General features: G+C 71.8%; 18 protein-coding genes and 1 riboswitch. Of the genes, 4 read left to right on the forward strand and 14 right to left on the reverse strand.

Annotated elements, in window-relative coordinates; translation table 11 throughout:
* On the reverse strand, positions 1-1817 hold a 1817-nt coding region (locus Ade02nite_RS33105), incomplete at its 3' end, for a PrsW family intramembrane metalloprotease (RefSeq protein WP_203772451.1).
* 69 nt (positions 1818-1886) lie between these two features.
* Positions 1887-3056 carry an FUSC family protein gene (locus tag Ade02nite_RS33110; RefSeq protein ID WP_203772453.1) on the reverse strand — a complete coding sequence of 390 codons (1170 nt, stop codon included), beginning with the start codon at positions 3054-3056 and terminating at the stop codon, positions 1887-1889.
* Positions 3057-3115: 59 nt separating this feature from the next.
* Here Ade02nite_RS33110 and Ade02nite_RS33115 point away from each other — a divergent pair, with 59 nt between their 5' ends.
* Entirely contained in the window at positions 3116-3766 is a 651-nt protein-coding gene (locus tag Ade02nite_RS33115) for an HD domain-containing protein (protein WP_379036957.1), read from the forward strand.
* Here the strand turns inward: Ade02nite_RS33115 and Ade02nite_RS33120 are convergent.
* The gene (locus Ade02nite_RS33120) at positions 3747-4019 is read right to left on the reverse strand and encodes a DUF4031 domain-containing protein (protein ID WP_203772457.1); all 273 of its coding nucleotides are present in this window, start codon (positions 4017-4019) and stop codon (positions 3747-3749) included. The two genes, Ade02nite_RS33115 and Ade02nite_RS33120, sit on opposite strands and share 20 nt — an antisense overlap.
* A complete protein-coding gene (locus Ade02nite_RS33125; RefSeq protein ID WP_203772459.1) occupies positions 4016-5812 on the reverse strand; it encodes a glycerol-3-phosphate dehydrogenase/oxidase in 1797 nt (598 codons plus the stop codon). The genes Ade02nite_RS33120 and Ade02nite_RS33125 overlap by 4 nt, the downstream gene beginning before the upstream one ends.
* Before the next feature lie 121 nt (positions 5813-5933).
* On the opposite strand from Ade02nite_RS33125, the gene Ade02nite_RS33130 reads away from it, so the two are divergent.
* Entirely contained in the window at positions 5934-10940 is a 5007-nt protein-coding gene (locus Ade02nite_RS33130) for an Ig-like domain-containing protein (RefSeq protein ID WP_203772461.1), read from the forward strand.
* Positions 10941-11013: 73 nt separating this feature from the next.
* Here the strand turns inward: Ade02nite_RS33130 and groL are convergent, their stop codons facing one another.
* Positions 11014-12636, reverse strand: coding sequence for a chaperonin GroEL (gene groL / locus Ade02nite_RS33135; protein ID WP_203772463.1), 1623 nt, complete (start codon positions 12634-12636; stop codon positions 11014-11016).
* A gap of 265 nt (positions 12637-12901) precedes the next feature.
* Positions 12902-13801, reverse strand: a complete 900-nt coding sequence (locus tag Ade02nite_RS33140; protein WP_203772465.1) for a hypothetical protein — start codon at positions 13799-13801, stop codon at positions 12902-12904.
* Positions 13802-13909: 108 nt separating this feature from the next.
* Between Ade02nite_RS33140 and Ade02nite_RS33145 the strand changes: the two genes are divergently transcribed.
* Positions 13910-14419, forward strand: a complete 510-nt coding sequence (locus Ade02nite_RS33145) for a GNAT family N-acetyltransferase (protein WP_203772467.1) — start codon at positions 13910-13912, stop codon at positions 14417-14419.
* Positions 14419-14886, forward strand: coding sequence for a hypothetical protein (locus Ade02nite_RS33150; protein WP_203772469.1), 468 nt, complete (start codon positions 14419-14421; stop codon positions 14884-14886). The genes Ade02nite_RS33145 and Ade02nite_RS33150 overlap by 1 nt, the downstream gene beginning before the upstream one ends.
* Here the strand turns inward: Ade02nite_RS33150 and Ade02nite_RS33155 are convergent.
* The 8 genes from Ade02nite_RS33155 to Ade02nite_RS33190 all read right to left on the reverse strand — a co-directional run bounded on the left by Ade02nite_RS33155 (position 14822) and on the right by Ade02nite_RS33190 (position 24826).
* Entirely contained in the window at positions 14822-15808 is a 987-nt protein-coding gene (locus Ade02nite_RS33155; protein ID WP_203772471.1) for a GNAT family N-acetyltransferase, read from the reverse strand. The two genes, Ade02nite_RS33150 and Ade02nite_RS33155, sit on opposite strands and share 65 nt — an antisense overlap.
* Positions 15805-16782: a GNAT family N-acetyltransferase gene (locus Ade02nite_RS33160; protein ID WP_203772473.1), complete on the reverse strand. Its 978-nt coding sequence runs from the start codon at positions 16780-16782 to the stop codon at positions 15805-15807. Before Ade02nite_RS33160 ends, Ade02nite_RS33155 begins: the two co-directional genes overlap by 4 nt.
* 242 nt (positions 16783-17024) lie before the next feature.
* Positions 17025-18311 carry a threonine synthase gene (thrC, locus tag Ade02nite_RS33165; protein WP_203772475.1) on the reverse strand — a complete coding sequence of 429 codons (1287 nt, stop codon included), beginning with the start codon at positions 18309-18311 and terminating at the stop codon, positions 17025-17027.
* A gap of 11 nt (positions 18312-18322) precedes the next feature.
* Positions 18323-18456: riboswitch (SAM riboswitch) on the reverse strand.
* A 103-nt stretch (positions 18457-18559) separates the two neighbouring features.
* The gene (locus tag Ade02nite_RS33170; RefSeq protein WP_203772477.1) at positions 18560-19201 is read right to left on the reverse strand and encodes a GNAT family N-acetyltransferase; all 642 of its coding nucleotides are present in this window, start codon (positions 19199-19201) and stop codon (positions 18560-18562) included.
* Between the two features lie 118 nt (positions 19202-19319).
* Complete coding sequence (locus tag Ade02nite_RS33175) at positions 19320-20162, reverse strand: hypothetical protein (RefSeq protein ID WP_203772479.1); 843 nt, start codon at positions 20160-20162, stop codon at positions 19320-19322.
* A complete protein-coding gene (locus Ade02nite_RS33180) occupies positions 20140-21171 on the reverse strand; it encodes a type IV toxin-antitoxin system AbiEi family antitoxin (RefSeq protein ID WP_203772481.1) in 1032 nt (343 codons plus the stop codon). Before Ade02nite_RS33180 ends, Ade02nite_RS33175 begins: the two co-directional genes overlap by 23 nt.
* Before the next feature lie 74 nt (positions 21172-21245).
* Positions 21246-22112 (reverse strand): ABC transporter permease, encoded by an 867-nt coding sequence (locus Ade02nite_RS33185; RefSeq protein WP_203772483.1) that lies wholly within the window; start codon positions 22110-22112, stop codon positions 21246-21248.
* Complete coding sequence (locus Ade02nite_RS33190) at positions 22109-24826, reverse strand: alpha/beta fold hydrolase (RefSeq protein WP_203772485.1); 2718 nt, start codon at positions 24824-24826, stop codon at positions 22109-22111. The genes Ade02nite_RS33185 and Ade02nite_RS33190 overlap by 4 nt, the downstream gene beginning before the upstream one ends.
* Between the last annotated feature and the right edge of the window lie 15 nt (positions 24827-24841).

Raw genomic sequence — 24841 nt, forward strand, 5'->3', positions numbered from 1 at the left:
GCACCCGAGGCCGGCGCCTGCCCATAGTTCGGCTGAGCACCGTGACCCGGGGAAGGGGCAGGATTCGGCGCCGGCTCGTAGCCGGGCTGCGCTTGCGGCCCGTATCCGGACGGCAGGCCGTAACTAGGCGGCGGGCCAACGCTGGGCTGCTGGCCGTAACCGGGCGAGCCATAACCGGGCGGGCCATAACCCGGCTGCTGACCGTAACCGGGCTGGGCATAACCGGACTCACCAAAACCGGGCTGGCCGTAACCGGACTGGCCGTAACCAGGCTGCTGACCGTAGCCGGGCTGACCATAGCCAGGCTGCCCATAGCCAGGCTGCCCATAGCCAGGCTGCCCATAGCCAGGCTGCTGACCGTAGCCGGGCTGACCATAGCCAGGCTGCCCGTGGCCAGGCTGGCCATAACCGGGCTGACCGTAACCAGGCTGCCCGTAAGGCAAGGCCCCCGCCCCCGGATAAGCAAAAACCGGCTGCGGCGCCGCCACCGGGATCGGGACAACCGGCTCCGCGGGTGCGGCCACCGTGCGGGTCACGCCGTCGGGGAAGGCGATCTGGTAGGCCTGCCCGTTCCAGAAGGCCCGCGGCGTAGCCGGGTCGCGCCCCGTGAAGACCGCTCGGTATTCGAGGATCTCGGTGAGGAGGCGGTGTTCCTCGGCGGCGGCTCTTTCGAGCTCGGCCGGCTTGCGGTCGAGGCCCCGCTGCATGCCGTCGCGGAGCAGGGCCAGCTGGGTGGAGGCGAACTGGAAGCCTCGCATCGCCTTCTGGCCGGCCGTTCCCGCTACTCGGCGGGCCCACTGGCGGGCGGAGTAGCGGCGGCCGAGGCTGCCCAGGGCGGCGACCTCGGGTGGGGAGAACCAGCCCGTGTGCACGTAGTAGGGCAGGATCCGCTCGGTCAGGCGGCCCTCCCAGCTGCGCAGCGCGATCGCGAAGCCGACCACCGCGAAGAAGAACGGCACCATGAAGCCGAGGTAGCCGTACAGCATGATCAGGGGTTGGCCGAGGCTTGCCGTCAGGGTGGGCAGCAGGTTGAACGTGCCGTGCAGGATCATCGCCAGCAGCAGGCCGGCGATGGGTGCCAGCCAGCGCACCCGGCGGTCGCCGGAGCGGGCCGCTATGCCCAGGCCGATGCCGGTCATCGAGCTGAACAGCGGGTGGGCGAAGCCGGTGAACAGGATGCGGACGATGAAGATCGCGAAGAGGTTTTGCAGGCCGGTGGCCGGGCCGTATTCCTCGACGCCCGAGGCGTAGCCGTGCCCGCCCAGGTAGAGGATGTTCTCGACCATGGCGAAGCCGAGGGCGGAGAGGCCGATGTAGACGATGCCGTCGGTGATGCCGGACCATTCGGCTCGGCGGCGCCAGAAGAGCAGGAACGGGCCGAGCGCCTTCATCGACTCCTCGATGAAGGGGGCCACGATCACCGCGACCAGGGCTTCGGGCAGTCCCCACTTGTCGAAGAGCCAGGCCATCGTCGTGTTGACCGCCAGGGCCACCGAGGTGGCGATGGCGGCGCCCCAGACGAAGCAGAACGCCAGGTAGCGGATGGGCTCGGGCTCGTAGCGGTCGAGCCAGAGAAAGGCCGAGACCAGCAGCGGTACGGGCAGCACGGCCGCGACGAGGCCGACCAGCAGGCTGGTGACGCCGATGTTGAAGCCGAGGTAGAGCAGCAGCCCGATGGCGCCGGCCAGCAGGAACGCGACGACGCCGGCGATGGGCAGCCAGCGGCGCCAACCCGTGCGGGGCTTGCCCGCGGTCGCGGCCGGCGGCAGCTCGTGGGGGACGGGCGGCACAGGCGCACCCGGCGAAACGTCGGCCATGCCGCCAGCGTAGTCACCCGGTCGACGCCGGGCCGCCCCGAGGACGCCCCCAAACGATCAAGAGGACGATCAAGAGCGGGTGCGGCGTTTGCCGGAGCGCGGCCGCAGGTGCCAGCCGACGGCACGCCGCACCAGTCTCGGCGCTTCCGCGTAGTCGACGCCGCTGGCCCGCAGCAGGTCGGTGGCGGCCGTCCGGATCTGCGCCACGATGACACCGCCGGAGAAGCCCACCCCTTCCTCGTACGCGCGTCCGCACTCGGTCGCGGCGCGCAGCGCCCGCTCGCGGGCCGCCTCCGGCTCGACGCCCTTGGCCCACTCCTGCTTGAGCAGCTCGACCGCGTCGCCGAGCAGCGCGACCGAGACCGGCAGCACCGGCGGGACCGGCTCGTCGTCGCCGAGCGCCGTGTCGACCCGCCGGCTGAGCACGCGGACGTTCCGGAGCATGTACGTGATCTGGTCGGCACCCTCGACGTACAGCGCCAGCGCTCCCCGGCTGCGCCACCGGGCCGGCGCGAAGGCCACGTTCTCGCGGGCCGCCGTGACCGCGGCCGAGAACGCGGCGAACGTCCCCTCGGCCTCGCGCAGCCCGGCCAGCGCGTCGCGTACCTCGTCGCGGTCCTTCTCGCCCAGGCCGGCAGCGACCCGGTGCAGGCCGTCGGCGAGGGCCTGCAGCGCCGGGTCGGCGGCCCGCCGCACCACGCTGAGCGGGTTGAGCGGCAGCACCAGGGTCATCACGACCAGCCCGATGCCGCCGCCGACCAGCGCGTCGAGGAATCGGGTCCAGGGCAGGCCGGTGCTGGAGGTGAGGGTGGCGACCAGCACCGCGGACGACGCCGACTGCACGACCAGCGGGGTTCCGCCGCCCACGGCCGTGGCGACCAGCACGGCGAGCACGACGATCAGGCCGATCTGCCACGGGCCGCTGCCGATCAGCAGGATCAGCGCGTCGCCGATGCCGATGCCGATGGCGACGCCGACGACCAGCTCGGCGGTGCGCCGCACGCGCTGGCCGACCGACGAGGCCAGCGTGATCACCGCGGCGATCGGGGCGAAGAACGGCGCGGGCCGGCCGATCAGGTCGTGCGCGACGAACCAGGCGAGCCCGGACGCGACCCCGGCCTGGACGGCGAGCGCGAGGCCGCCGCGCACCCGCCGCAGCCCGGCGCGGAAGCCGGTGCGCGACCGGTCCCCGGCCTTGGTGAGGGTGCCGGTGAGGCTCCGGCGGGCGGGCGAGGTCACCTTGATGACCTTAGAGCTTGTCCGGCGGACCGGCCGGGCCGTCACGGCGACGTGCCAGGATGGGCCGCGTGGAAGATCTCGTGGAACGGTTTCGGCAGGCGGCCCGGGCGGCGGGCGCGACGGCGGCGGACGATGACCTCGACGCGGCCGGGGGCTATCTGCTGACCCGCTGGTCGGAGCCGCAGCGGCACTATCACACGGTGGCGCACCTGACCGCGGTGCTGGCGGTCGTCGATCGTCACGCGGAGCTGGCGCCGCATCCGGAGCGGGTGCGGCTGGCGGCCTGGATGCACGACGCCGTCTACGACCCGCGGGCGCTCGGCGACGCGAACGAGCGGGACAGCGCCGAGTTCGCGGCCGGGCTGCTGGTGACGCTGGGGGTGCCCGAGGAGGCGGCGGCCGAGGTGGCCCGCCTGGTCGGGCTGACCGCCGGGCACGCCACCGAGGAGAACGACCTGGACGGCGAGCTGCTCTGCGACGCCGACCTGGCCGTGCTGGCCGGCGACGATCAGGCGTACGCGGCGTACACCGCGGCGATCCGCGACGAGTACGCACACGTGCCGGACGACGATTTCCGGGCCGGCCGGGCGCAGGTGCTCAAGGCCCTGCTCGAGCTGCCCTCGATCTATCGCCTGGCGCCGCTGCGCGAGCAGTGGGAGGCCCGGGCGCGGGCCAACCTGGAGCGGGAGTTCACGAGCCTGACCGATTGAGGTGCTTGGGCCGCCGCAGGCCGGCCGCGCGCAGCCGCGCGGCCAGCTCGCGGGAGGGCAGCAGCGTCGCGCCGAGCCACACCGCGCTGCGGAAGCGCGTCTCCGGGATGTCGTAGTGGTCCCGGTCGAAGGCCCGGCGCGGCGCGCCCAGCATCTCGGCGAAGACGTGCAGCTCCTCGTACGAGAGGTCGCTCACCAGGTGTGACCAGAGGCGGCCGCGCGCCGGCCAGAGCGGCTCGTCGACGAGGATCAAAGGTCGATCTGGAGCAGGTCGACCCCGCGATCGGCGGCGAAGCCCCGCACGTCGGGCGAGCCGACCCGGGCCGCGTCGGCGGTCAGGTCGTCGGGCATCGTCTGCGACTGCCGCTCGGCGGCGACCCGGGCCAGGTAGTGCTCGACCTCCCGCTCGCGCACCGCCGTGTCCCAGCCCAGCACCTCGCCCATGATCTGGGCCGCGTGCTCGGCCGACTCGGTGCCCCGGTGGGTGGTCTCGATCGAGATCCGGGTGCGCCGGGTGAGCACGTCGTCCACGTGCAGCGCGCCCTCGGCGAGCGCCGCGTAGGCCACCTCGGCCGCCAGGTATTCGGGCGCGCCGCGCAGCGGGACGGCCAGCGCCGGGTCGGCCTTCATCATGGCGAGCAGGTGGACGCTGAGCGTGCCGTACCGCTCCAGCAGGTGCTCGACCACGCCGGCGGGGACGCCGTGGCGGCGGGCGATGTCGTGCCGGTCGCGCCAGGCGGCCGCGTAGCCGTCGGCGCCGAGCAGCGGGAGCTGGGCGGTCTCGGAGGGCCGTTCGGAGCCGAGCCGGCGGGCCGCCCGGTCGATGACGTCGGCGGCCATCACCCGGTACGTCGTGTATTTGCCGCCGGCCACCAGCATCAGGCCGAGCATCGGCTCGAACACCGCGTGCTCGCGGGACAGCTTCGACGTCGACTCGGCCTCGCCGGACAGCAGCGGGCGCAGGCCCGCGTACACGCCCTCGATGTCGTCGGTGGTCAGCGGCCGGTCGAGCACCGTGTTGACCTGGTCGAGCAGGTAGCGGATGTCGCGGGCGGAGGCGGCCGGGTGGGACCGGTCGAGCTGCCAGTCGGTGTCGGTGGTGCCGATGATCCAGTGACCGCCCCACGGGATGACGAAGAGCACCGAGGTGGGGGTGCGCAGGATGAGGCCGGCCTCGCCGGTGATCGCCGAGCGCGGCACCACCAGGTGGACGCCCTTGGAGGCGCGCACCCGCAGGCCCGGCCGGACGCCCACGTCGCTGAGCATCTGGGACATGTCGTCGCTCCACACCCCGGTGGCGGCGACCACCGTGCGGGCGCGGACCTCGAACTCGGGCTCGTCGGGCGCCTCCAGGTCGCGGACGCGCACGCCCACCACCTCGCGGGCCTCGCGCACGAAGCCGACCACGCGGGCGCTGGTCACCACGGCCGCGCCCATACTGGCCGCCGTGCGGGCCAGGGTGACCACCAGCCGCGCGTCGTCGACCTGGCCGTCGTAGTAGCGGATCGCGCCGCTGACCGCCTCGGCCCGCAGGCTCGGGAAGAGGTGGCGGGCGCCGTCGCGGGTCAGGTGGCGGTGCAGCGGCATGCCCCGGCCGTTGCCGAAGACACCGGCGAACACGTCGTACGCGGCGACGCCGAGCCCGTAGTAGGCGCGGCGGCCGACCCGCGCGGCCGGGTTGCCGGCCGGCAGCGGCACCAGGATCGGCACCGGGCGCACCAGGTGGGGCGCCAGCCGGGTGGAGAGCAGCCCCCGCTCGGTGAGCGCTTCGTGCACCAGGTGGAGCTCGAGCTGCTCGAGGTAGCGCAGGCCGCCGTGGATCAGCTTGCTGGAGCGGCTGGACGTGCCGGCGGCGAGGTCACGCGCCTCGACCAGGGCGACCTTGAGGCCGCGGGAGGCGGCGTCGAGCGCGGCGCCGGCGCCGGTGACCCCGCCGCCGATGACCAACACGTCGAACTGCTCGTCGCGGAGGCGCCGGAGATCGGCGACGCGACGGATCGGGGACAGCCGGCCGGCCGCGTAGCGGGAGACGGAGGGATCGCGCACCCGTCCCACGTTAGCGCTCCCGCGTGTCACCCCGGCGAGGGAATCCCGCCGCCGCGGCCGCGACCGGACCTGATCGCCGATTCGGTCACGCCGGGCGCTCGCCGCGCCTACCGTGACGATCGTGCGCGGACCGAGGATGGCGGCGGCGATGCTGCTCGCGGTCGCGGTCACGCTGGCCACACTGGTCACGGGACGCGCCGGCGCGGCGATCTCGACGCCGTTCACCACCCGCTTCGACGTCAACGCGAACGGCGCCGTGCTGCTGCGCGGCAACGCCAACCTGACCTGCCCGGTCCTCGCGCTCGGCTGCACCTCGGCGCGCACCGGCAGCGGCGTGACGGGCACGCTGCTCAACGACAACGGCTACACGATGACGAACACCGACACCGACGGTGACGCGTCCTCGACGTTCAACGACAGCAGCTCGACCGTCACGCTGCCCGCGGGCAGCACCGTGCTCTTCGCCGGCCTCTACTGGGGCGCGGACACGACGCTCGGCACGGGCGGCTTCCCCGCCCCCTCGGCGGCCAACAAGAACAAGGTCCAGTTCCGGACGCCCGCCGGCACGGCGTGGACCGCGATCACCGCCGACGACGTCTACTCGGCCACCTCGGGCGGGTCCTACCAGGGCTTCGCCGACGTGACGTCGCTGGTCGCCGGGGCCGGCAACGGGACGTACTCGGTGGCGAACATCCAGGCCGGCACCGGCGCCGACCGGTACGCCGGGTGGGCGCTGGTCATCGCGTACGGCAATCCCGCCGAGCCGATGCGCAGCCTGCGCGTCTACGACGGGTTCGGCTCGATCACCTCGGCCGACGTGAACATCCCGGTGACCGGCTTCGAGACCCCGCACTCCGGCACCGTGCACGCCCAGGTGGGCGCGGTCGCGTACGAGGGCGATCTCGGCACGACCGGCGACAGCCTGGAGCTCAACGGGCGGGCGCTGAGCGACGCGGCGAACCCGGCCACCAACGCCTTCAACAGCACGGTGAGCGAGAACGGCGCGATCGTCGGCGGGCGCGACCCCAACTACCGCAACCTGCTGGGCTTCGACATCGACCAGTACGACGCGAGCGGCGTGCTCGCGAACGGCGCCAAACAGGCGAAGCTGACCATGTCGACGAGCGGCGACGCCTACTACCCCGGCGTCATCACCATCACCATCGACCTCTACGCCCCCAGGATCACCACGACGATGACCGGCACCGACGTCAACGGCGGCGACCTGCTCCAGGGCGACGAGATCGAATACCGGATCGTCGTCCGCAACGAGGGCAGCGACACCGCCGACGGCGTGCGCCTCTCGGACCCGATCCCCACCTACACCACGTACGTGCCGGGCTCCGCCACCGGAGGTGGTGTCTACGCCGCGGGGGTCGTCACCTTCGACCTGGGCAGCATCCCCTATCTCGGCACCACCACCGTGACGTTCCGGGTGCGGGTCGCGCTCGACACCCCGCCGCAGTACGCGATCGCCAACCTGGTCTCCGTCACCTACACCGGGCGCACCACGAACGTCAGCGTCGCCGCGGTCGGCGGCACGCTGGCCTCGACGGTCCAGCAGCCCGCCGTCGACCTCGCCGCCGGGCTGGCCGTGAGCCCCGCCGACGTGCAGCGCGCCGCGCCCGGCACGGTGAGCTACCCGGCCACGGTCACCAACCGGGGGCCCGACGTCGAGCCGGCCGCCCGGGCCGAGCTCACCCTGCCCGCCGGGGTCAGCCCCGGCACGCTGCCGGCCGGCTGCACGGCCGCCGGCCAGGTCGTCACGTGCGCGGTGGGCCCGCTGGTCAGCGGCAGCAGCGAGACCGTGACGGTCCCCGCGGTCGTCACCTCGGGGGCCGCGAACGCCGCCACGGCCACCCTGCGCGTCCTCGGCAGCGGCCGGGACACCTCCTCGGCCAACGACACCGCCACCGCCACGCTGCGGGTCAACTCGCCGCCCGTGGCCGTGGCCGACACGGCGGCCACCGGCCCCGGCACCCCGGTCACCTTCGCCGTGCGGGACAACGACACCGACCCCGAGGACCCGAACACCAGCTTCACGGTCACCATCACCGGCCAGCCCGCGCACGGCAGTGCGGTGGTCCTCGCCGACAACACCGTCCGCTACACGCCGGTGCACGGCTGGTCGGGCGCCGACTCGTTCCAGTACACGATCTCCGACGGCCACGGCGGCACCGCGACCGGGACCGCGACGGTGACCACCGCGAACGCCCCACCGGTCGCCAACACCGACATCACCAGCACCCGCCCGGCCACGCCCGTGACCCTGCTCGTGCTGGCCAACGACACCGATCCGAACCCGGGCGACACGCTGCACGTCAGCTCCCTCGGCGCGGTCACGCCGTCCTCGGCGGGCACGGTCAGCCGCATCGGCGACCTGGTCACCTTTCAGCCGTCCTGGTCGTTCTCGGGCCGGGCCGCCTTCACGTACGTCGTCGACGACGGCCACGGCGGCCAGGCGACCGGCCAGGCGTACGTCGACGTGGAGAACGCCGCACCGACCGCGGCCGACGATCACGCCTCGACGCCGTACCTCACGGACATCCTGGTCAACGTGCTGGGCAACGACCGCGACCCCAACCTCGCCGACACGATCCGGGTCACCACCGTCGGCACCCCCGGCGCCGGCACGGCCACTGCCGAGCCGGGCGGCATCCGCTACCGGCCCCCGGCGGGCTTCTCGGGCGTCGCCACGTTCACCTACGAGATCGCCGACAACGGCGGCCTGACGTCGACCGCCACGGTCACGGTCACCGTGGGCAACGCGCCGCCGGTCGCGGCGGACCGGAGCGCGACCACCCCGTACGGCACGGCGGTGGTGATCAACGTGCTCTCGTACGCCACCGATCCCAACACCACGGACACCCTGGCGGTCACCGGCACCACGGACCCGCCGAACGGCTCGGTCGCGCGCAACCCCGACGGCACGCTGACCTACACCCCGGACGCCCGCTTCTCGGGCACCGACACGTTCGACTACACGGTGGGTGACAACCGCGGTGGTACGGACACCGCGCGCGTGACGGTGACCGTGGCGAACGGTGTCCCGGTGGCCCGGGACGACTCGGTGACCGTGCGGACGAACCTGCCCGAGGCGATCGACGTGCTCGCCAACGACGACGAGGACCCGAACGGCACGCCCCTGACCCTCTCGATCAGCGCGGCGCCCTCGAACGGCACCGCGGCGGCCGGACCCGGCCGGAAGATCACGTACACGCCCGGCTCGGGCTTCCACGGCACCGACTCGTTCGACTACACGCTCAGCGACGGCCAGGACACCTCCACGGCGACCGTCACGATCGGTGTGGTCAACTCCCCGCCGGTCGCCGGCACCGACGCGGCCGCCACCGACACGGACACCCCGGTGACCGTCGACGTGCTCGCCAACGACAGCGACCCGAACGGGGACCCGCTGGCGCTGGTGGGCTTCACCGCGGCGGCGCAGGGCACGGTCACCCGCGAGTCCGACGAGACACTGACCTACACGCCGGTAAGCGGTTTCTACGGCACGGACGCGTTCACCTACACGATCGAGGACACCGACGGCATGGCCGTCTCGGGGACCGTCACCATCACCGTCCGCAACGCGGCGCCGATCGCGGTGGACGACATGTTCGTGGTACGGCCGGCGATCACCACGGTGGTGGACGTGCTCGCGAACGACCACGACCCCAACACCGGCCAACTGCTCACGGTCGCCTCGGTGGGCCCGGCCGCCGAGGGCGCGACAGCGCTGGCCCCGGACGGGACGGTCACCTACCGGGCCGACGCGGACTCGCCGGGCGCGGACGCCTTCGCCTACGTGCTCACTGACGACCTGGGACGCACCGACACGGGCACGGTCCAGATCACTGTCGACTGGCCCCCGGCCGCGGCCGACGACGAGGTGACGACACCGTCGGGCACCCCGATCGACATCCCCGTGCTGGCCAACGACACCGACCCGGAAGAGCTTCCCCTGACCGTCGACACGGTCGCGACGCCGGCACACGGCACGGCGACGCTCCTCCCGAACGGCCGGATCCGCTTCCAGCCCGCGGGCGGCTTCGCCGGCGCGGACACGTTCTCGTACGCCATCCGCGACCAGGCCGGCAACACCGCGAGCGCCCAGATCACCGTGCACGTGAACGCCCCGCTGCCCACGACGCCACCCCCGACCGCCACGCCACCCACGACCACCCCGCCGACCACCACCCCGACCGGGACCACCACGCCGCCGGCCACCACGGCACCCCCGACCACGCCGCCCGCGACCACCCCTCCGACGACCACGCCGCCGGCGACCACGCCACCGACGACCACCACTCCGCCGCCGACAACGCCACCGACCACCACGCCACCCGCGACGACCTCGCCGCCCGTCCCCACCCCGCCGACCACCACGCCACCCGGGACCACCACGCCACCCGGGACCACCACGCCGCCCGGGACCACCACGCCCACCGGGACCGCCTCGTCGACGGCGCCTCCACCGCCGACAACGCCACCGGCCACCACGCCACCGCCGACGACGCGACCGACCACCAGGCCATCGGGGACCACTCCACCGGGGACAACGCCGCCCACCGGTCCCCCTTCGCCGACGGCCACCACCTCATCGCCGGCCAGGCCGTCCAGCGCAACCGCGACGCCCACCGGGACCAGGCCGTCCACCGGGACCGGACCGCCCAGCTCGCCCGCGCCACCCCAGGTGCCCGGCAAGCCCTACAAGCCCTCGGTCCCCGACCGCGTGGCCGCCGCCGAACCGGGCAAGGCCATCGGCATCCTCATGCCCACGACCGACGCCAACGGCCGCCCCGTCACCGTGCACAAGCTCGGCGCGCCGGCTCACGGCACAGCGGTCCTCAACGCCGACGGCACGGTCACCTACATCCCGGCGCCCGGTTTCGCCGGGGTCGACAGCTTCACCTACGAGGTGGTCGACGCCGAGGGCAACGTCGCCATGGCCACCATCACCGTCACCGTGGGCAAGCCCGCCCTGCCGCCCACCGACATCCCGGCCCCCGGCATCCTGCCGCTCCCCGTCACCGGCGACGACATCCCCGCCGTCATCACCGCCGGCGCCATAACGGTCGCGATCGGCGGCGTCCTCTACTGGGTGGGCGCCCGCCGCCCGACCGACTGACACCCGGCCCGCGGTCCCCGGGAAAGGCGAAAGGCGGGCCCGCCGAAGCGGACCCGCCAATCTAAGACTGGACTCAGAAGTCCATGTCACCGCCGCCCGGGGCACCGGCCGGAGCCGGGGTCTTCTCGGGCTTGTCGGCCACGACGGCCTCGGTGGTGAGGAACAGCGCGGCGATCGACGCGGCGTTCTGCAGCGCCGAGCGGGTGACCTTGGCCGGGTCGATGATGCCGGCGCCGAGCAGGTCGACGTACTCGCCGGTCGCGGCGTTGAGGCCGTGACCCGCGTCGAGGTTGCGCACCTTCTCGACCACGACGCCGCCCTCGAGGCCGGCGTTCACGGCGATCTGACGCAGCGGGGCGTCGAGCGCGAGCTTGACGATCTGCGCGCCGGTCGCCTCGTCGCCGACCAGGTCGAGCTTGTCGAACGCGGTCTTGCCGGCCTGCACCAGGGCGACGCCACCACCGGGCACGATGCCCTCCTCGACGGCCGCCTTCGCGTTGCGAACGGCGTCCTCGATGCGGTGCTTGCGCTCCTTGAGCTCGACCTCGGTGGCCGCGCCGACCTTGATGACCGCAACACCGCCGGCCAGCTTGGCCAGGCGCTCCTGCAGCTTCTCGCGGTCGTAGTCGGAGTCCGACTTCTCGATCTCGGCGCGGATCTGGTTGACCCGGCCCTGGATCTGCTCGGCGTTGCCGCCACCGTCGACGATGGTGGTCTCGTCCTTGGTGATGACGACCTTGCGGGCGGTGCCCAGCAGGCTCAGGTCGGCGCCGTCCAGCTTGAGGCCGACCTCCTCGCTGATGACCGCGCCACCGGTGAGGATGGCGATGTCCTCGAGCATGGCCTTGCGGCGGTCACCGAAGCCCGGGGCCTTGACGGCGACGGACTTGAAGGTGCCACGGACCTTGTTGACGACCAGGGTGGCCAGGGCCTCGCCCTCGACGTCCTCGGCGATGATGACCAGCGGCTTGCCGCCCTGCATGACCTTCTCGAGGATCGGGAGCAGGTCCTTCACCGCGGAGATCTTGCTGTTGGCGATCAGGATGTACGGGTCGTCGAAGACGGCCTCCATCCGCTCGGCGTCGGTCATGAAGTACGCCGAGATGTAGCCCTTGTCGAAGCGCATGCCCTCGGTGAGCTCGAGCTCGAGGCCGAAGGTGTTGCTCTCCTCGACGGTGATGACGCCTTCCTTGCCGACCTTGTCCATGGCCTCGGCGATGATCTCGCCGACCGTGGAGTCACCGGCGGAGATGGAGGCGGTGGAGGCGATCTGCTCCTTGGTCTCCACGTCCTTGGCGAGCTGCTGGAGGCCCTCGGAGACGCTGGCCACGGCGGCCTCGATTCCCCGCTTCAGGGCCATCGGGTTGGCGCCGGCGGCCACGTTGCGCAGGCCCTCACGAACCAGCGCCTGGGCGAGGACGGTCGCCGTCGTCGTGCCGTCACCGGCGACGTCGTCGGTCTTCTTGGCGACCTCCTTGACCAGCTCGGCGCCGATCTTCTCGTAGGAGTCCTCGAGCTCGATCTCCTTGGCGATCGACACACCATCGTTGGTGATGGTGGGAGCGCCCCACTTCTTCTCGAGCACGACGTTGCGGCCCTTGGGGCCCAGCGTCACCTTTACGGCGTCGGCGAGCTGGTTCATGCCCCGCTCGAGGCCGCGACGAGCTTCCTCGTCGAATGCGATGATCTTGGCCATACGGCTTTGTCCTCCTGGACATACGCGGTGCCGGGCCGCTTGGCCCCGCCCTCCGCACGTTGCGGAACTCTGCGGACGTCACCACCTGGCGTCGTGACGTCCTCAGGCCGAGCCGGATAGCCCGCGACGACCGGCCCCGTGGCCCCGCGCCGATGGCGACGCCGTGCCCGAGACCCCACCGTCCCGACCTGCTTGGCACTCACCACTAGCGAGTGCCAATGACTTGTTTAGCACTCTCGGGTGGCGAGTGCAAGGAGTCCCAGGTTTACCTAAGCCACTCCTCAGGAGCTTTCAGCTCAGCGCGCAACGACCCGCTGGTCACCGGCGCTTCCCGGCGGCGCGCCTGGGCGTATGTGACCAGGGCGCCGACCGCCCACACCTGAACCGCGAGCACCGCGACGGCCGTCGCGGCGACCCCGCCGACCAGCTCGTCGGCCACCAGCGGCAGCACCGCGGCCAGCGCCGAGCAACCGAGGAGCCCGGCCAGCGGCGCCCGGGCGAGCAGATGCCGCGAACGCCGCACCCCATGACCGCGTTCGATCAGCAGCCCGCACCCGAACACCCCGGCGAGGGTCATCAGCCCCGTGGAGGCCACCGCGGCCACCGCCGGCACCGTGACGAGCGCCAGCCCGCCGGTCACCAGCCCCACGACGGCGAACCACAGCCACAGCGCGCGCAGCCTGTCCCGTACCGACGCCCAGACCTCCCGCGGCCGCGGCCGCACCCCGTCGGCGGCGGACGGCACGACCACGCCGACCGCCCCCGCCAGGCAGACCACCAGCGGCAGCGCCGACACTGTCAGATAAGCCACCCACATGAGCGGAAGCAGCAGCAGCCCGAACCCACCCGCCAGGTCGAAGAGCGCCGGCGCCGCGATCACCGTGTCGTCGAGCCGCCCCACGAAGAAGTGCATCGGCAGCGCCGCCAGCGCCATCACGGGCAGCAACCCGAGCCCGTCGCGCACCAGAGCCGCGCCCACCCGGCCGGCCCAGCCCCGCAGCCCCGACCCGGCCGCCGGCACCAGCGGGTCGACGACCCCCGGAATCACCGGATCGGGTGCCCCGCCACGCGGCAGCTCCGCGGTCCGCGACTCGGGGTCGAAGGGGTCGGCGGCCACCACCACCGGGCCTTCGACCATGTGCATGGCGCCCTCGACCTGATCCATCGAGACACCTTGCACCAGCACCACCCCGGGCCGCCACCCGCGCGACACGCTCGTCCGATTCCGGGCAACAGGTTGCCGCGGGCATGGTCTCGGGGTAGTCAGGACGGCATGGACAGCTGGAGCGTGCACCGGGTCACCGTCGACGACGCGGCGCGGATGCGGGCCCTCCGGCTCGAGATGCTCGCCGACGCCCCGCTCGCCTTCCTCGAGACGCTCGCCCAGGCGGCTGCCCGGTCGCACGAGGGCTACCGGCAGCGCATCGCCCAGGCGGCGGCCGGGCCCGAGCTGGCCCAGTTCGTCGCCGATCCCGGCCCCGGCAAGCGGCTCATCGGTCACGCCGGCGGCACGGTCACCCACGAGTCGTCGGCCGAGACGGTCATCTTCGCCGTCTACGTCACTCCGGCGTACCGCGGTGGCAAGGTCCTGGCCGAGCTCGCCGAGGCGGTCTTCGACTGGTCGCGCGCCGCCGGGCGGCGTCGCGCGATGCTCGAGGTGGTCGTCGGCAACGAGCGCGCCGTGCGGGCGTACGAGAAGCTGGGGTTCGAAGACACCGGCGAGCGCGTGCCGCACCCCGTGTTGCCGGCGCTGACCGAGTTGCGCATGCGACGGCGGATCTGATGGCGCGGCGGCATGTGGCGCGCTCGATCGTCACCGCGGTGAACGGCACCACGGCGGTCGGCCTGCTCGTCGCGAAGCTCGGCGGCGCCAAGCTGCGCCGCGGGCGCAACGGCGTGCTGATCGCCGAGGGTTACCGCCTGCCCGTGCCGCCCGCGACCTGCTTCACCGTCGGCTCGGTCATCATGACCAGGCGCACCGCCGAGTGGCTGCTCTCCGACGAGAAGGCGGCCCTCTTCGGCCACGAGAGCAACCACGCCACGCAGTACGCGGTGCTGGGCCCGCTGTTCTGGCCGGCCTACTGGCTGGCGTGCGGTTATTCGTACGCGGTCGCCCGCCACTACGGCACCCGCAACATCTTCGAGCGGATGGCCGGCCTGGAGTCGGGCGGCTACCGGCGGCACGTCAGGCCAGGGTCCGCTGCCACTGGACGACCGTCTCCACCTCCCGGAAGCCCATCGCGCGGTTGATCCGCAGCATGTGCTCGTTGGCCGCCGCGTTGAACGTGTCGATGACCTCGAGCCCCGGCTGCTCCGCGCGGACGTACCGCAGGTTTTCGATCTTGACCAGCAGGCCGAGCCGGTGGCCGCGGTGGTCCGGGTCGACCAGCGTGATGTTCTGCCACGCCTGCCGCGGCGCGGCCGGCTCGACGGCGATCGCCGTCCACGCCACCAGCCGGTCACCCCGCAGCGCCCCGGTGTTGTAGCTCATGCGCCCGCGCGCGATGCGCGCCAGCTCGCTCTGGCGGACCCGCTCCGCGTCGACCTTCTCCGGCTCGATCGACAGGTCGCCGACCGGAGCGTCCGCGTTCAGCCGGCCGTCCAGGTAGGCGACGTCGTCGATGATCTCGTCGGGCGGCACCCCGGTCCACCGGACGAGCCGGTATCCGCCCGAGTGGGCGAGGGCGTCGGCGTGCAGCCGGCCCAGCAGCGCATCGTCGGCCGTCCGCACGTCGAGACGGCTGCGAAGCTCCTCGAGGCCGGGCTTGGCACCCATCGCCGTGGCGAACGCGCCGCCGTCGGGATGCCGCTGCACGGATCCGCCGATCAGATGGCGGCGGCCGAGGGCCCGCGTGCGCTCGGCAGCAAGGTCGAACAGCGCCCGCCCGACCCCGTGCCGCCGCGCCTCCGGCAGCACGCTCATCTCGATCATCACGGTGTCGAGGTTGTCGTCCTGCGCGATGGCCAGGTTCATCCGACCGACCGGCGCGCCGTCCAGGAACCCGAGGTAGCGCTCGTGGCCGTAGCCCGGCCATCCGGTCGTCAGGAACGCCCGGAAGTCGTCGAGCGTCGAGAACGGCACATCGGGCTGGTCGTACGCCTGACACGTCCGCGCGATCTCGTACGCCGCCTCGACAGCGTCGCCCAGCTCCTCGATACGTACTCGGGTCACAGGTTGTGCTGCCATTCCGTCCAGATGTCGACCGCCCGGAAGCCGATGGCCCGGTTGATCCGCAACATGTACTCGTTCTGCGAGGCGTTGAACGTGTCGATCGCCTCGATGCCGGGCCGGTTACGCCGGATGTTGTCCAGGTTCGCGAGTTTCACCAGCATGCCGAGCCGGTGCCCGCGATGCTCCGGGTCGACCAGCGTGGTCTGCTGCCACGCCTGTTGCGGCAGGTCGCGCTCGCCCGCGATGGTCGTCCAGGCCACCAGCCGGTCGCCCCGCAACGCGCCGGCGCAGTAGCTGACCCGGCCCCTCTTCTCGCGCGCCTCCTGGTCCCTGCGGAGCCGGTCGGCGTCGATCTTCTCGGGCTCCCACGCCATGTCGCCGGTGGGCGCGTCGGCCATCAGCCGGCTCTCGAGGTAGGCGACGTCGTCGATGATGTCGTCGGGCGGCACGCCGAGCCAGTCGATCACGCGGTAGCCCTCGGCGTACGGCAGCGCCTCCGCACGCAGCTCGTCGAGGTGGGCCGTGTCGGCCTGGGTCAGGTCGAGCCGGCTGCGCGTGTCCTCGAGGCCCGCCACCGCACCCATGGCCGTGGCGAACGCCGCGCCGTCGGGGAACCTGTCCACGGTGGCGCCCATGACGTGCTTGCGGCCGTGCTCGGCGGCGCGGTCGAGCACCAGGGCGTACAGGGCGCGGCCCACGCCCTTGCGGCGATGCTCGGGCAGCACCTCGAGCTCGACCTCGACGTTGGCGAGGTTGTCCAGCTGGAACAGCCGCAGCTCGAGGAAGCCCGCCGGCTCACCGTCCAGCCGCCCGATATATCGCTCGAACTCGTGACCGGGTGGTGGATTGTCGATCGTGGCGATGAAGTTCGCTTTTGTCCCGAAGGGAATGTCGGGCACGTCGTGCTTCTGCACGGCCGACCGGATCTCGTAGGCGGTCTCGTGAGAATCAAGAGGCTCGATGGAAACGCGCATGGCCGCCACCCTGCCCGGTGACGGCCATGAACGCGAACGAATTTGGTCGGGAGAACGGACGCACACCGCCTCCGGCAGTGGGTCGTTGGGTCCCTCGAGAGATTGTCGCCAAGCTCGAGAGTGAGGGTCCGCGTACGGCGTCGCGCCCTCCCGCAGAGAGCATCCTGCCGACCCTGTGATCGGTTCGCAAGTCCTCTCGCGATGGATTTCTCACTTGGTGGCAGATAGCCGACTACACAGCGTCATCCGAGCAGGCCGGCCTCGCGTGCTCCCTTGAGCGACGGCTTGATCGTGTGCGTCGGCCCGACCTGGCCGGCGACCGCGTCGAGCGTCTTGAGACCCTCGCCGGTGTTGTAGACGACGGTCTCCTTCTCGGGGTCGAGCTTGCCGCTCTCGACCAGCTTCTTGAGTACGGCGACCGTCGTGCCGCCCGCGGTCTCGGCGAAGATGCCGGTCGTCTCGGCCAGCAGCCGGATGCCCGCGCGGATCTCCTCGTCGTCCGCGTAGTCCATCCAGCCGCCGGTGCGCTTGACGGCCTCGATCGCGTACGCCCCCGCGGCCGGGTCGCCGATGTTCAGCGACTTCGCGATGCCGGTCGGCTTCACCGGGACGATCTCGTCGGTGCCGTTGTGCAGCGCGGTGGCGATCGGGTTGCAGCCGGCGGACTGCGCGCCGAAGACCGTCCAGCCGCCCTCGGGCGCCTCGGCCAGGCCGATCTCGACGAGCTCGCTGAACGCCTTGTCCACCTTGGTCAGCAGCTCACCGGAGGCCATCGGGATCACCACCTGTGCGGGGATGCGCCAGCCCAGCTGCTCGGCCACCTCGTACCCCAGGGTCTTGGAGCCCTCGGCGTAGAACGGGCGCACGTTGACGTTGACGAACGCCGTGTCCTCGAACTCGTCGGTCTCGACCAGCTCGCCGCAGAGCCGGTTCACGTCGTCGTACGACCCCTCGATCGCCACCAGGTCACCGCCGTACACCGCGGTGGTGATGACCTTGCCCTGCTCCAGGTCGTACGGGATGAAGACGATGCTCGGCGCACCGGCCCGGGCCGCGTGCGCGGCGACCGAGTTGGCCAGGTTGCCGGTGGACGCGCAGGCGAACCGGGTGAACCCGAGCCCGCGGGCGGCCGTGAGCGCGACCGAGACGACCCGGTCCTTGAACGAGTGGGTCGGGTTGGCCGAGTCGTCCTTGACGTGGAGCGGAGCGCGCAGCCCCACCGCGGCGGCGAGCGCCGGCGCGCTGACCAGCGGCGTCAGCCCCGGGTCGAGCGTCACCCGGGTCGCCGGGTCCTGGCCGGCGGGCAGCAGCGCCGCGTACCGCCAGATGTTCTGCGGGCCCGACTCGATGTCGGCCCGGGTCACCCGCGCGAGCGCCGCCTGGTCGTACGCGACCTCGAGCGGGCCGAAACACTCGTAACACGCGTGCTGCGCGACCAGCGGGTATTCCGCACCGCACGCACGGCACACGAGACCCTTGGCGGGCGAGGTGGTGGTGGTAGCGCTGGGTGCACTGACGGTAGACGTCATCGAGGCCTTCCCTCTCATCTTTCCCCGCGGCGACCTGCCGACCGGGGACGGAATTAGCACCTGCCGGGCTCGGCCTCGTCGTCGAGACTGCGCGGTGGTTGCCGGGGCTTCATCGGGCCGTTCCCTCTGCCCCTCTGGATGAGGTATTCAGTTGTGTTTCGAACACCTTACGACGAAATCCCGCCCGGCGGCTCGTGGGATCCCGAGGTGTGAGCCACACCCTTCCGCGGAAACGCCCACCCGTCCCGTTACAGCCCGAACATCGCCAGGCAGCCGCCAAGCCCGTCCACCACCACCGGCGGACGAGCCAGCGCCACCCACTTCTCCCTGGTCAGCCGCAGCCGATCGGAGAGCAGCGCCTCCCCGTCGCGGGCATCGACCGAGATCCCGTCGCGCTCATAGCCGAGCTTGCGCGACACGGCCTGCGACGCGTGGTTGTCCCGGAACACCTCACTGAGCGCCGCGCTCGCACCGAGGTGCTCGAACGCCAGCGCCAGCACACCGGCGCGCGCCTCGGTCCCGTACCCACGGCCGTGATGCTCGACCCCGAGCCACGAGGACGTCTTCACCTCCCGTACGACGGGAAAGTCCCGCGCACGCAGACCAACCGACCCGATCACCGCGCCGCCGAGAAACACCCCGAGCCCCAGCGACCACGACTCGACGCTCCACGAGGCGAGATCGCCCCAGTGCCCCTGAAGCACCCGGCGTGCCCGCTCCTCGGCACTCCCCTCGGTCCAGGGCGTGAGGAAGGGCCGCTCACCGTCCCGGTGCACCCCCTCGCCGGCCAGCCGGGCCAGCTCCATCACCTCGGCCTCCCGAGGAAGCCGCAGCTCCAGCCGCCCCGTGCCGACCGATAGCCCGAACAACGGCCAGAGATCCACATCCACGCACCGATCCTCCCGACCGGCACACGCCCACGCCACCGGTTATCGGTCCGCAGCCCTCCCGCGTTCAGTTTCGAGCCGTGTTCATTTTCCCGAACAGCCGGGATTCCTGAACGCTGCATCAGCCGGCCGGGTCCATGCCGAGACCGCGCTCCATTCCCTGGACAAGCTCTCTGCGGCGGCTCGAACTGCCGGGCCAGTTGGGAGCCCCCGTCGCGGTCATCTCGTAGTAGAGGGAGTCTGCCCGCGGGCCCGGCCAGACTCGCGTGAGCTCAGAGGTACGGCTGCCAAGGATCGCGGCGATGTCTCGGCCGAGGAGCCGGGCGGCCGCCACGGGGTAGTCGGCCCCTTCGTTCACGAGGATCTCCACGCCCTCTTCCGTCTCGTAGAGAAACGTGGAGACCTCCGGCGACTCCGAATACCAATGGAGAACCGAGGCGATGTCGGAAGCATCCTTGTATTTGTTGTAGGCGCTACGGTCGAGCCATGCGGCCAACTTGAGTGCGGCGTAGCCGGCGACTGTAGGGATGCGAATCGTCCCGGCATGGGGCAGAACAAGCGGCTGGGAGGCTTTGAAGACTTCGGTGAAGCCGAACACCCCCATCGACTCACCGCGAGCCGGCGGATTCACCGTGCCTGGCGGCTGTTCCACGTTGCCGAAGGGAATGAGGTCGGTAGGGACACCGACGACCTTGTACCGGATGCCCGTTCCGCCGGCCGGTTCCAGGTTGTCCGTCAGTCCGCTGTACGAGGTCCAATCGGCCAACGCCAGGCCGAAGTCGATGTCCTCCGTAGTCCTGAGTCCAGCTTGCTGCCCCGAGGCGCTACGCAGGATGTCGCGGCAATGCGCGCCCACGATCATCACCTGTTGAGCCGGCAATGAGGTCGACCGTGCCAGAAGCGCGGTGATCACCGCATCAGGGAGTTGGAGCAGCGAAGGATCACACTTCGTCAGATCGAGCACAGCGAGCCCTCCAGCTCTGTGCGACTTCACGGAGGCGGGCATCGCGGGCGGCGATGAGATCGGCGTAGACCAGCGGCCACGGTGCGTTTTGCCCGTCTGCCGAAAATTTCTCCTCGCTAGCCCTTGGCGATGACCAGAATTTCCGCCGGACGAAGATGTTCGGCTCGTGGTCCGGGCTTGCGTCCCATCGATTCAGGATCGGAAACTTCGGATTCGGGTCGTCGAGATAGAGCGTCAAGGTCGCCGGACGCACAACTCCGCTGCCCACAGCCGACTCGCCGCTGCGATAGACCCGCCGCTCAGGCGTCACTCCACTGAGGGGCCGGGACGGGTCACCGTGGTACCTGGCCAGTTCCAGTCGCGGGCCCAAACCTGTCAAATACGCGGCGGTACAGAGGTCGAGAAGTTGGTCGGTCCGTTCCAGTCTCTTGGAGTCCGGCACCAGGAATCCGGCCTGCTGGAGCCGATTCAGGGTGTCATGCGCCTGCCCCGTAGAGACACCGGAAGCGGTTGCGATCTCCCGAACCGTCATGCGCGAAAGCTCCGGCCAGGCCAGCAGCACGAGGATGACTTGCGCGCGCCGGGAACTGAAGAGATTGGCCGGATGCGGTGACCGGTCGGCCGGACGGTAGGCGCCGGAGGAGGCGGCCGCCGATTCGGTGCGGCCCCGCACATCGATCAACACGCTGCCGAAGGCGAGGAAGGCGTTGCCCAGAGCATCCGCGAACTGAATACCCGCGGCGCGGAAGGCGTCAGCGCTGCGTGGGCTGATGCGGTGGCCGATGACAAGCAGCGGGTCGACCGCCCCTTCGAATCGGTCCTGTGCATCCCTGACGGTCGAACCGAGTGTCATCGTCGCTCTGGCTTCGGCGGCATACCGCTGTGACTGGCCCTCGCGCGACAGGGTGACGATCGCGTCAATGTGTGCGTCGGCGGCCTGCCGCTGCACCTCGAGCGTGATGCCGAACTCGCGCAGCCGCTCCCGCACGGCATCCAAGAGAGCACTCATGGCGTCAACACCCGACTTCGTTCATTATCTGTGCCTGTTCAGTTTAACTGAACATCGCGCAAAACTGAACGCGGCTACGACGTGACGTCCTTGCGGGTGAAGCGCCAGAACGCCAGCGACCAGCACACCGTGGCGTAGCAGACGGCGCTGATCGCGCCCTTGACCAGGTCGTCGACCTGGGCCGGGGTGGAGAGCAGGCCCATCCACGCGTCGCTGTAGTGGGTCGGCAGGACGTTGCGGATGCCGCCCAGGGCGGTGATCTGGTCGAGGATGCTCGACAGGATCCAGAGCATCACGGCGCCGCCGACCGCGGCCAGGGGCGCGTCGGTCAGCACCGTCAGCAGGAACGCGAGGCCCGCCACCACCAGCATCGAGACCGCCAGGTAGCCGGCCACGCCGAGGATGCGCAGCAGGCCCTGGCCGGGTGGGATCTCAGCAGCCACCGTGCTGCCCAGCGGGTGCCAGCCGTAGCGCAGCGTGCCCGCCAGCAGGGCCACCCCGGTGAGGATGACCAGGGCCAGCAGCGAGTAGAGCAGGGCGGCGATCAGCTTCGTCGCCAGCAGCCGGGCTCGTGGCACCGGGATGGCCAGCAGATAGCGCAGGCTGCCCCAGCCGGCCTCGCTGGCGACCGGGTCGCCGCAGAACAGGGCCACGACCACCACCAGCAGGAAGCCGGCCGACACGGCCAGGCAGAACAGGGCGAAGTTGAGGCCGCCGGAGGTGGCCAGGTCGACGAGGCTGTCGAAGGCGCCGCCCTCGGAGCCTTCGTCGTTGTTGCCGCCGAAGGCGAAGGCCACCAGGACGATCAGCGGGAGCAGGGCCATGAAGCCCAGCGCGCCCTGCGTGCGCCGGCGGGAGGCCTGCCGGCGGATCTCGGCCCGCAGGGGCAGGGTGCGGGACGGCCGGTAGCCGGTCGCGCCCGCGTTCGTCAGCACGCTCATCGGTCTCCACTTCCCGCCGAGCTTTCGCCGACCAGGGCCAGGAAAGCGTCTTCGAGCCGCCTGCGCGGCACCACCCTGTCCACGTCCACCCCGGCGCGCACCAGCGACGCGACGACCTCGGAGCGTGGGGTTCCGTTCATGTCCACGATCAGGCCGTTGGGGCCGTCGGGGGTCACCGAGCGGACCCCGAGGCCGCTGAGCACCTGGGCGGCGGCCGGCACGTCGGAGACCTCGATCTGCACGGACGGCGACTCGCCGACGATCTCCTCGACCGGGCCGGACGCGACGATGCGGCCCTTGTTGACCACCACGGCGTGGGTGCAGGTCTGCTCGACCTCGGCGAGCAGGTGGCTGGAGACCAGCACGGCCCGGCCGTCGGTGGCGTAGCGCTTGAGGACGCGGCGCATCTCGGCGATCTGCGGCGGGTCGAGCCCGTCCGTCGGCTCGTCGAGCACGAGCAGCTCGGGCAGGCCGAGCATGGCCTGGGCGATGGCGAGCCGCTGGCGCATGCCGTGGCTGTACTTGCGGGTGCGCCGGTGCACCGACGAGCCCAGGCCGGCGATCTCCAGCGCCTCCTCGAAGCGGGCGTCCTCGATCGGGCGGCCGGTGGCCCGCCAGTACGCCTGGAGGTTCTCCCAGCCGGTCAGGTGGGGCAGGAAGCCGGGGCCCTCGACCAGCGCACCCACCCGGGACAGCACCGGCGAGCCGGGGACGAGCCGGTGGCCGAAGACGAGCGCCTCGCCCGCGGTCGGCATCGTGAGGCCCATGAGCACGCGCAGGGTGGTCGTCTTGCCGGCGCCGTTGGGGCCGAGGAGGCCGACGACCTGGCCCCGCTCGACGGTGAAGCCGATCTCCTCGACGGCGACGAACCCGTCCGCGTACTCCTTGCGCAGGCCCTTGACGACGAGCGGCGTGTCGGCGTACCCCTGCTCTGTGGGGGTGTGCTGACGCCGGAGCCGGCGGCGCCGCACCAGCAGGACCACGACGAGGCCGGCGACGATCGCCAGCAGGAGCCCGGCGAGGACGTAGCGCCACACGGTCTGCGGGTTGGCGATCGGCTCGCCGACGATCGTCGGCAGGGTCAGCGCCGGGTCGACGGCGACCGTGTAGGTGGCGGGCTGGGTCGGCGACAGGAACGCCTGGTCGGTGGTGGCGACCACGATGCGTACGGAATGGCCCTTGTCGATCTGGCGCACGATGGCGGGCAGCGTGACGGTCACCGGCGGCGCGGCGTCGATCGTCTTGGGCAGGCCGGTGAGCCGTACCGGAGCGACCAGGCCGGCGCTGAGCGTCTCGGCGCCCTGCTGGTCGACGTCGTAGAGCTTGACGAAGAGTGTGGCCTCGCCGGTCGGTGAGGCGGCCCGCAGCCGCACGGTGGGCGAGCCGGCCACGTCGACCGCCTCGGTCAGCGGCGACGACTGGAAGGCCGCGAACTGGCCCGGGATGTCCGACGCCACGCCCGCCAGGATCTCGGAGAGCCGCCCGCCCGTGCCGGGCAGCGACGACAGCGCGCCGGGGTTGCCGTTCGGCGGGTTCGCGATCGGCTGCGCCGGGCCCTCCACCGACAGCTGGGTGCTGCCGGTCCCGCTCAGGCCGGGGTACGCGTCGGTGGAGTATCCGTTGGTCACCAGCCCCCGGTCGAGCGCGCTGAAGCCGGCCACCCGCGAGTAGGTGAAGCTGTCGGACGGCTTGTCGCCCTCGCCCTTCACGTAGTGGTCGAGCCACTGGAGGGTCAGGAGCTTCACCCTGTCCTGGTCGGTCTGCGGGCCCTCACCGCCGTCGTGGCCGCCGGTGAACCAGGCCACCCGCACCGGCGTGCCGGCGGCGGCGATGCCGCGCGCGTTCGCGTCGGCCTCGGAGAGCGGGAAGAGCGTGTCGACCTCGCCCTGCACGAGCAGCGCCGGCGCCTTGATCTTGCTGAGGATCGGGGCCGGGCTCGACGCGCGCAGCACGTCGAGCGTCTTCTGGTCGGGCACGCCGGTGGTCGCGACCTGGAGGTACGCGGCGCAGACGTCGGCGGCGAAGCGCCCGCACGCGGGGGTGCCGCCCGGCCCGCCGTCCGACGAGCCGAAGAAGACGCCGGCCCAGCCCTTCTTGAAGACGCCGGTCGTGGCGGTGTCCGCCGACTGCTCAAGGAACACGTTGCCCAGGTCGTTCCAGGTGATCGACGGGACGATCGCGTCGACCCGCGCGTCCTGACCGGCGAGCATCAGCGCGAGCGCGCCGCCGTAGGAGCCACCCACCACGCCGACCCGCGGGTCGCCGGCCGCGTCGGTGCGCACCTCGGGGCGGCCGGCGAGCCAGTCGAGCAGCCCCTGCGCGTCGCGCACCTCGTAGTCGGGGTTGTCGAGGTGGATCTGGCCGCCGCTGCGCCCGAAGCCCTGCGCGGTCCACGTGAGCACCGCGTAGCCCCGCGACGCCAGGGACTCGGCGTCGTCCCGTACGGAGTCCTTGGTCCCGCCGAAGCCGTGCGCGAGCAGCACCGCCGGCACCTTGCCGTCGCGGTCCTTCGGCAGGTAGAACCGGGTGTCCAGGGCGACCGACCCGCGGCCGCCGGGCCCGGTCGGCACGGTGAGCATCTGGTCGCGCGAGGTCCAGTCCTCGGTCTCCGGCCACGCGGCCCATCCGGCCAGCCCGGCGACGAGCACGAGGACCACCGCGCCGGCGATGACGCGGCCGCGGGTGAGCCGGGGCAGCCGTGAAGACCAAGACATACCGAAACGCTATCC

The organism is Paractinoplanes deccanensis (assembly GCF_016862115.1).
Lineage (GTDB): Bacteria > Actinomycetota > Actinomycetes > Mycobacteriales > Micromonosporaceae > Actinoplanes > Actinoplanes deccanensis.

Excerpts from the sequence above, each read along its gene's own strand:
- thrC (WP_203772475.1), bottom strand. The coding sequence starts at position 18,311 with ATGACGTCTACCGTCAGTGCACCCAGCGCTACCACCACCACCTCGCCC.
- Ade02nite_RS33180 (WP_203772481.1), bottom strand. The coding sequence starts at position 21,171 with ATGAGTGCTCTCTTGGATGCCGTGCGGGAGCGGCTGCGCGAGTTCGGC.
- Ade02nite_RS33115 (WP_379036957.1), top strand. The coding sequence starts at position 3,116 with ATGGGCCGCGTGGAAGATCTCGTGGAACGGTTTCGGCAGGCGGCCCGG.
- Ade02nite_RS33150 (WP_203772469.1), top strand. The coding sequence starts at position 14,419 with ATGGCGCGGCGGCATGTGGCGCGCTCGATCGTCACCGCGGTGAACGGC.
- Ade02nite_RS33160 (WP_203772473.1), bottom strand. The coding sequence starts at position 16,782 with ATGCGCGTTTCCATCGAGCCTCTTGATTCTCACGAGACCGCCTACGAG.
- groL (WP_203772463.1), bottom strand. The coding sequence starts at position 12,636 with ATGGCCAAGATCATCGCATTCGACGAGGAAGCTCGTCGCGGCCTCGAG.
- Ade02nite_RS33185 (WP_203772483.1), bottom strand. The coding sequence starts at position 22,112 with ATGAGCGTGCTGACGAACGCGGGCGCGACCGGCTACCGGCCGTCCCGC.
- Ade02nite_RS33145 (WP_203772467.1), top strand. The coding sequence starts at position 13,910 with ATGGACAGCTGGAGCGTGCACCGGGTCACCGTCGACGACGCGGCGCGG.
- Ade02nite_RS33140 (WP_203772465.1), bottom strand. The coding sequence starts at position 13,801 with ATGGATCAGGTCGAGGGCGCCATGCACATGGTCGAAGGCCCGGTGGTG.
- Ade02nite_RS33190 (WP_203772485.1), bottom strand. The coding sequence starts at position 24,826 with ATGTCTTGGTCTTCACGGCTGCCCCGGCTCACCCGCGGCCGCGTCATC.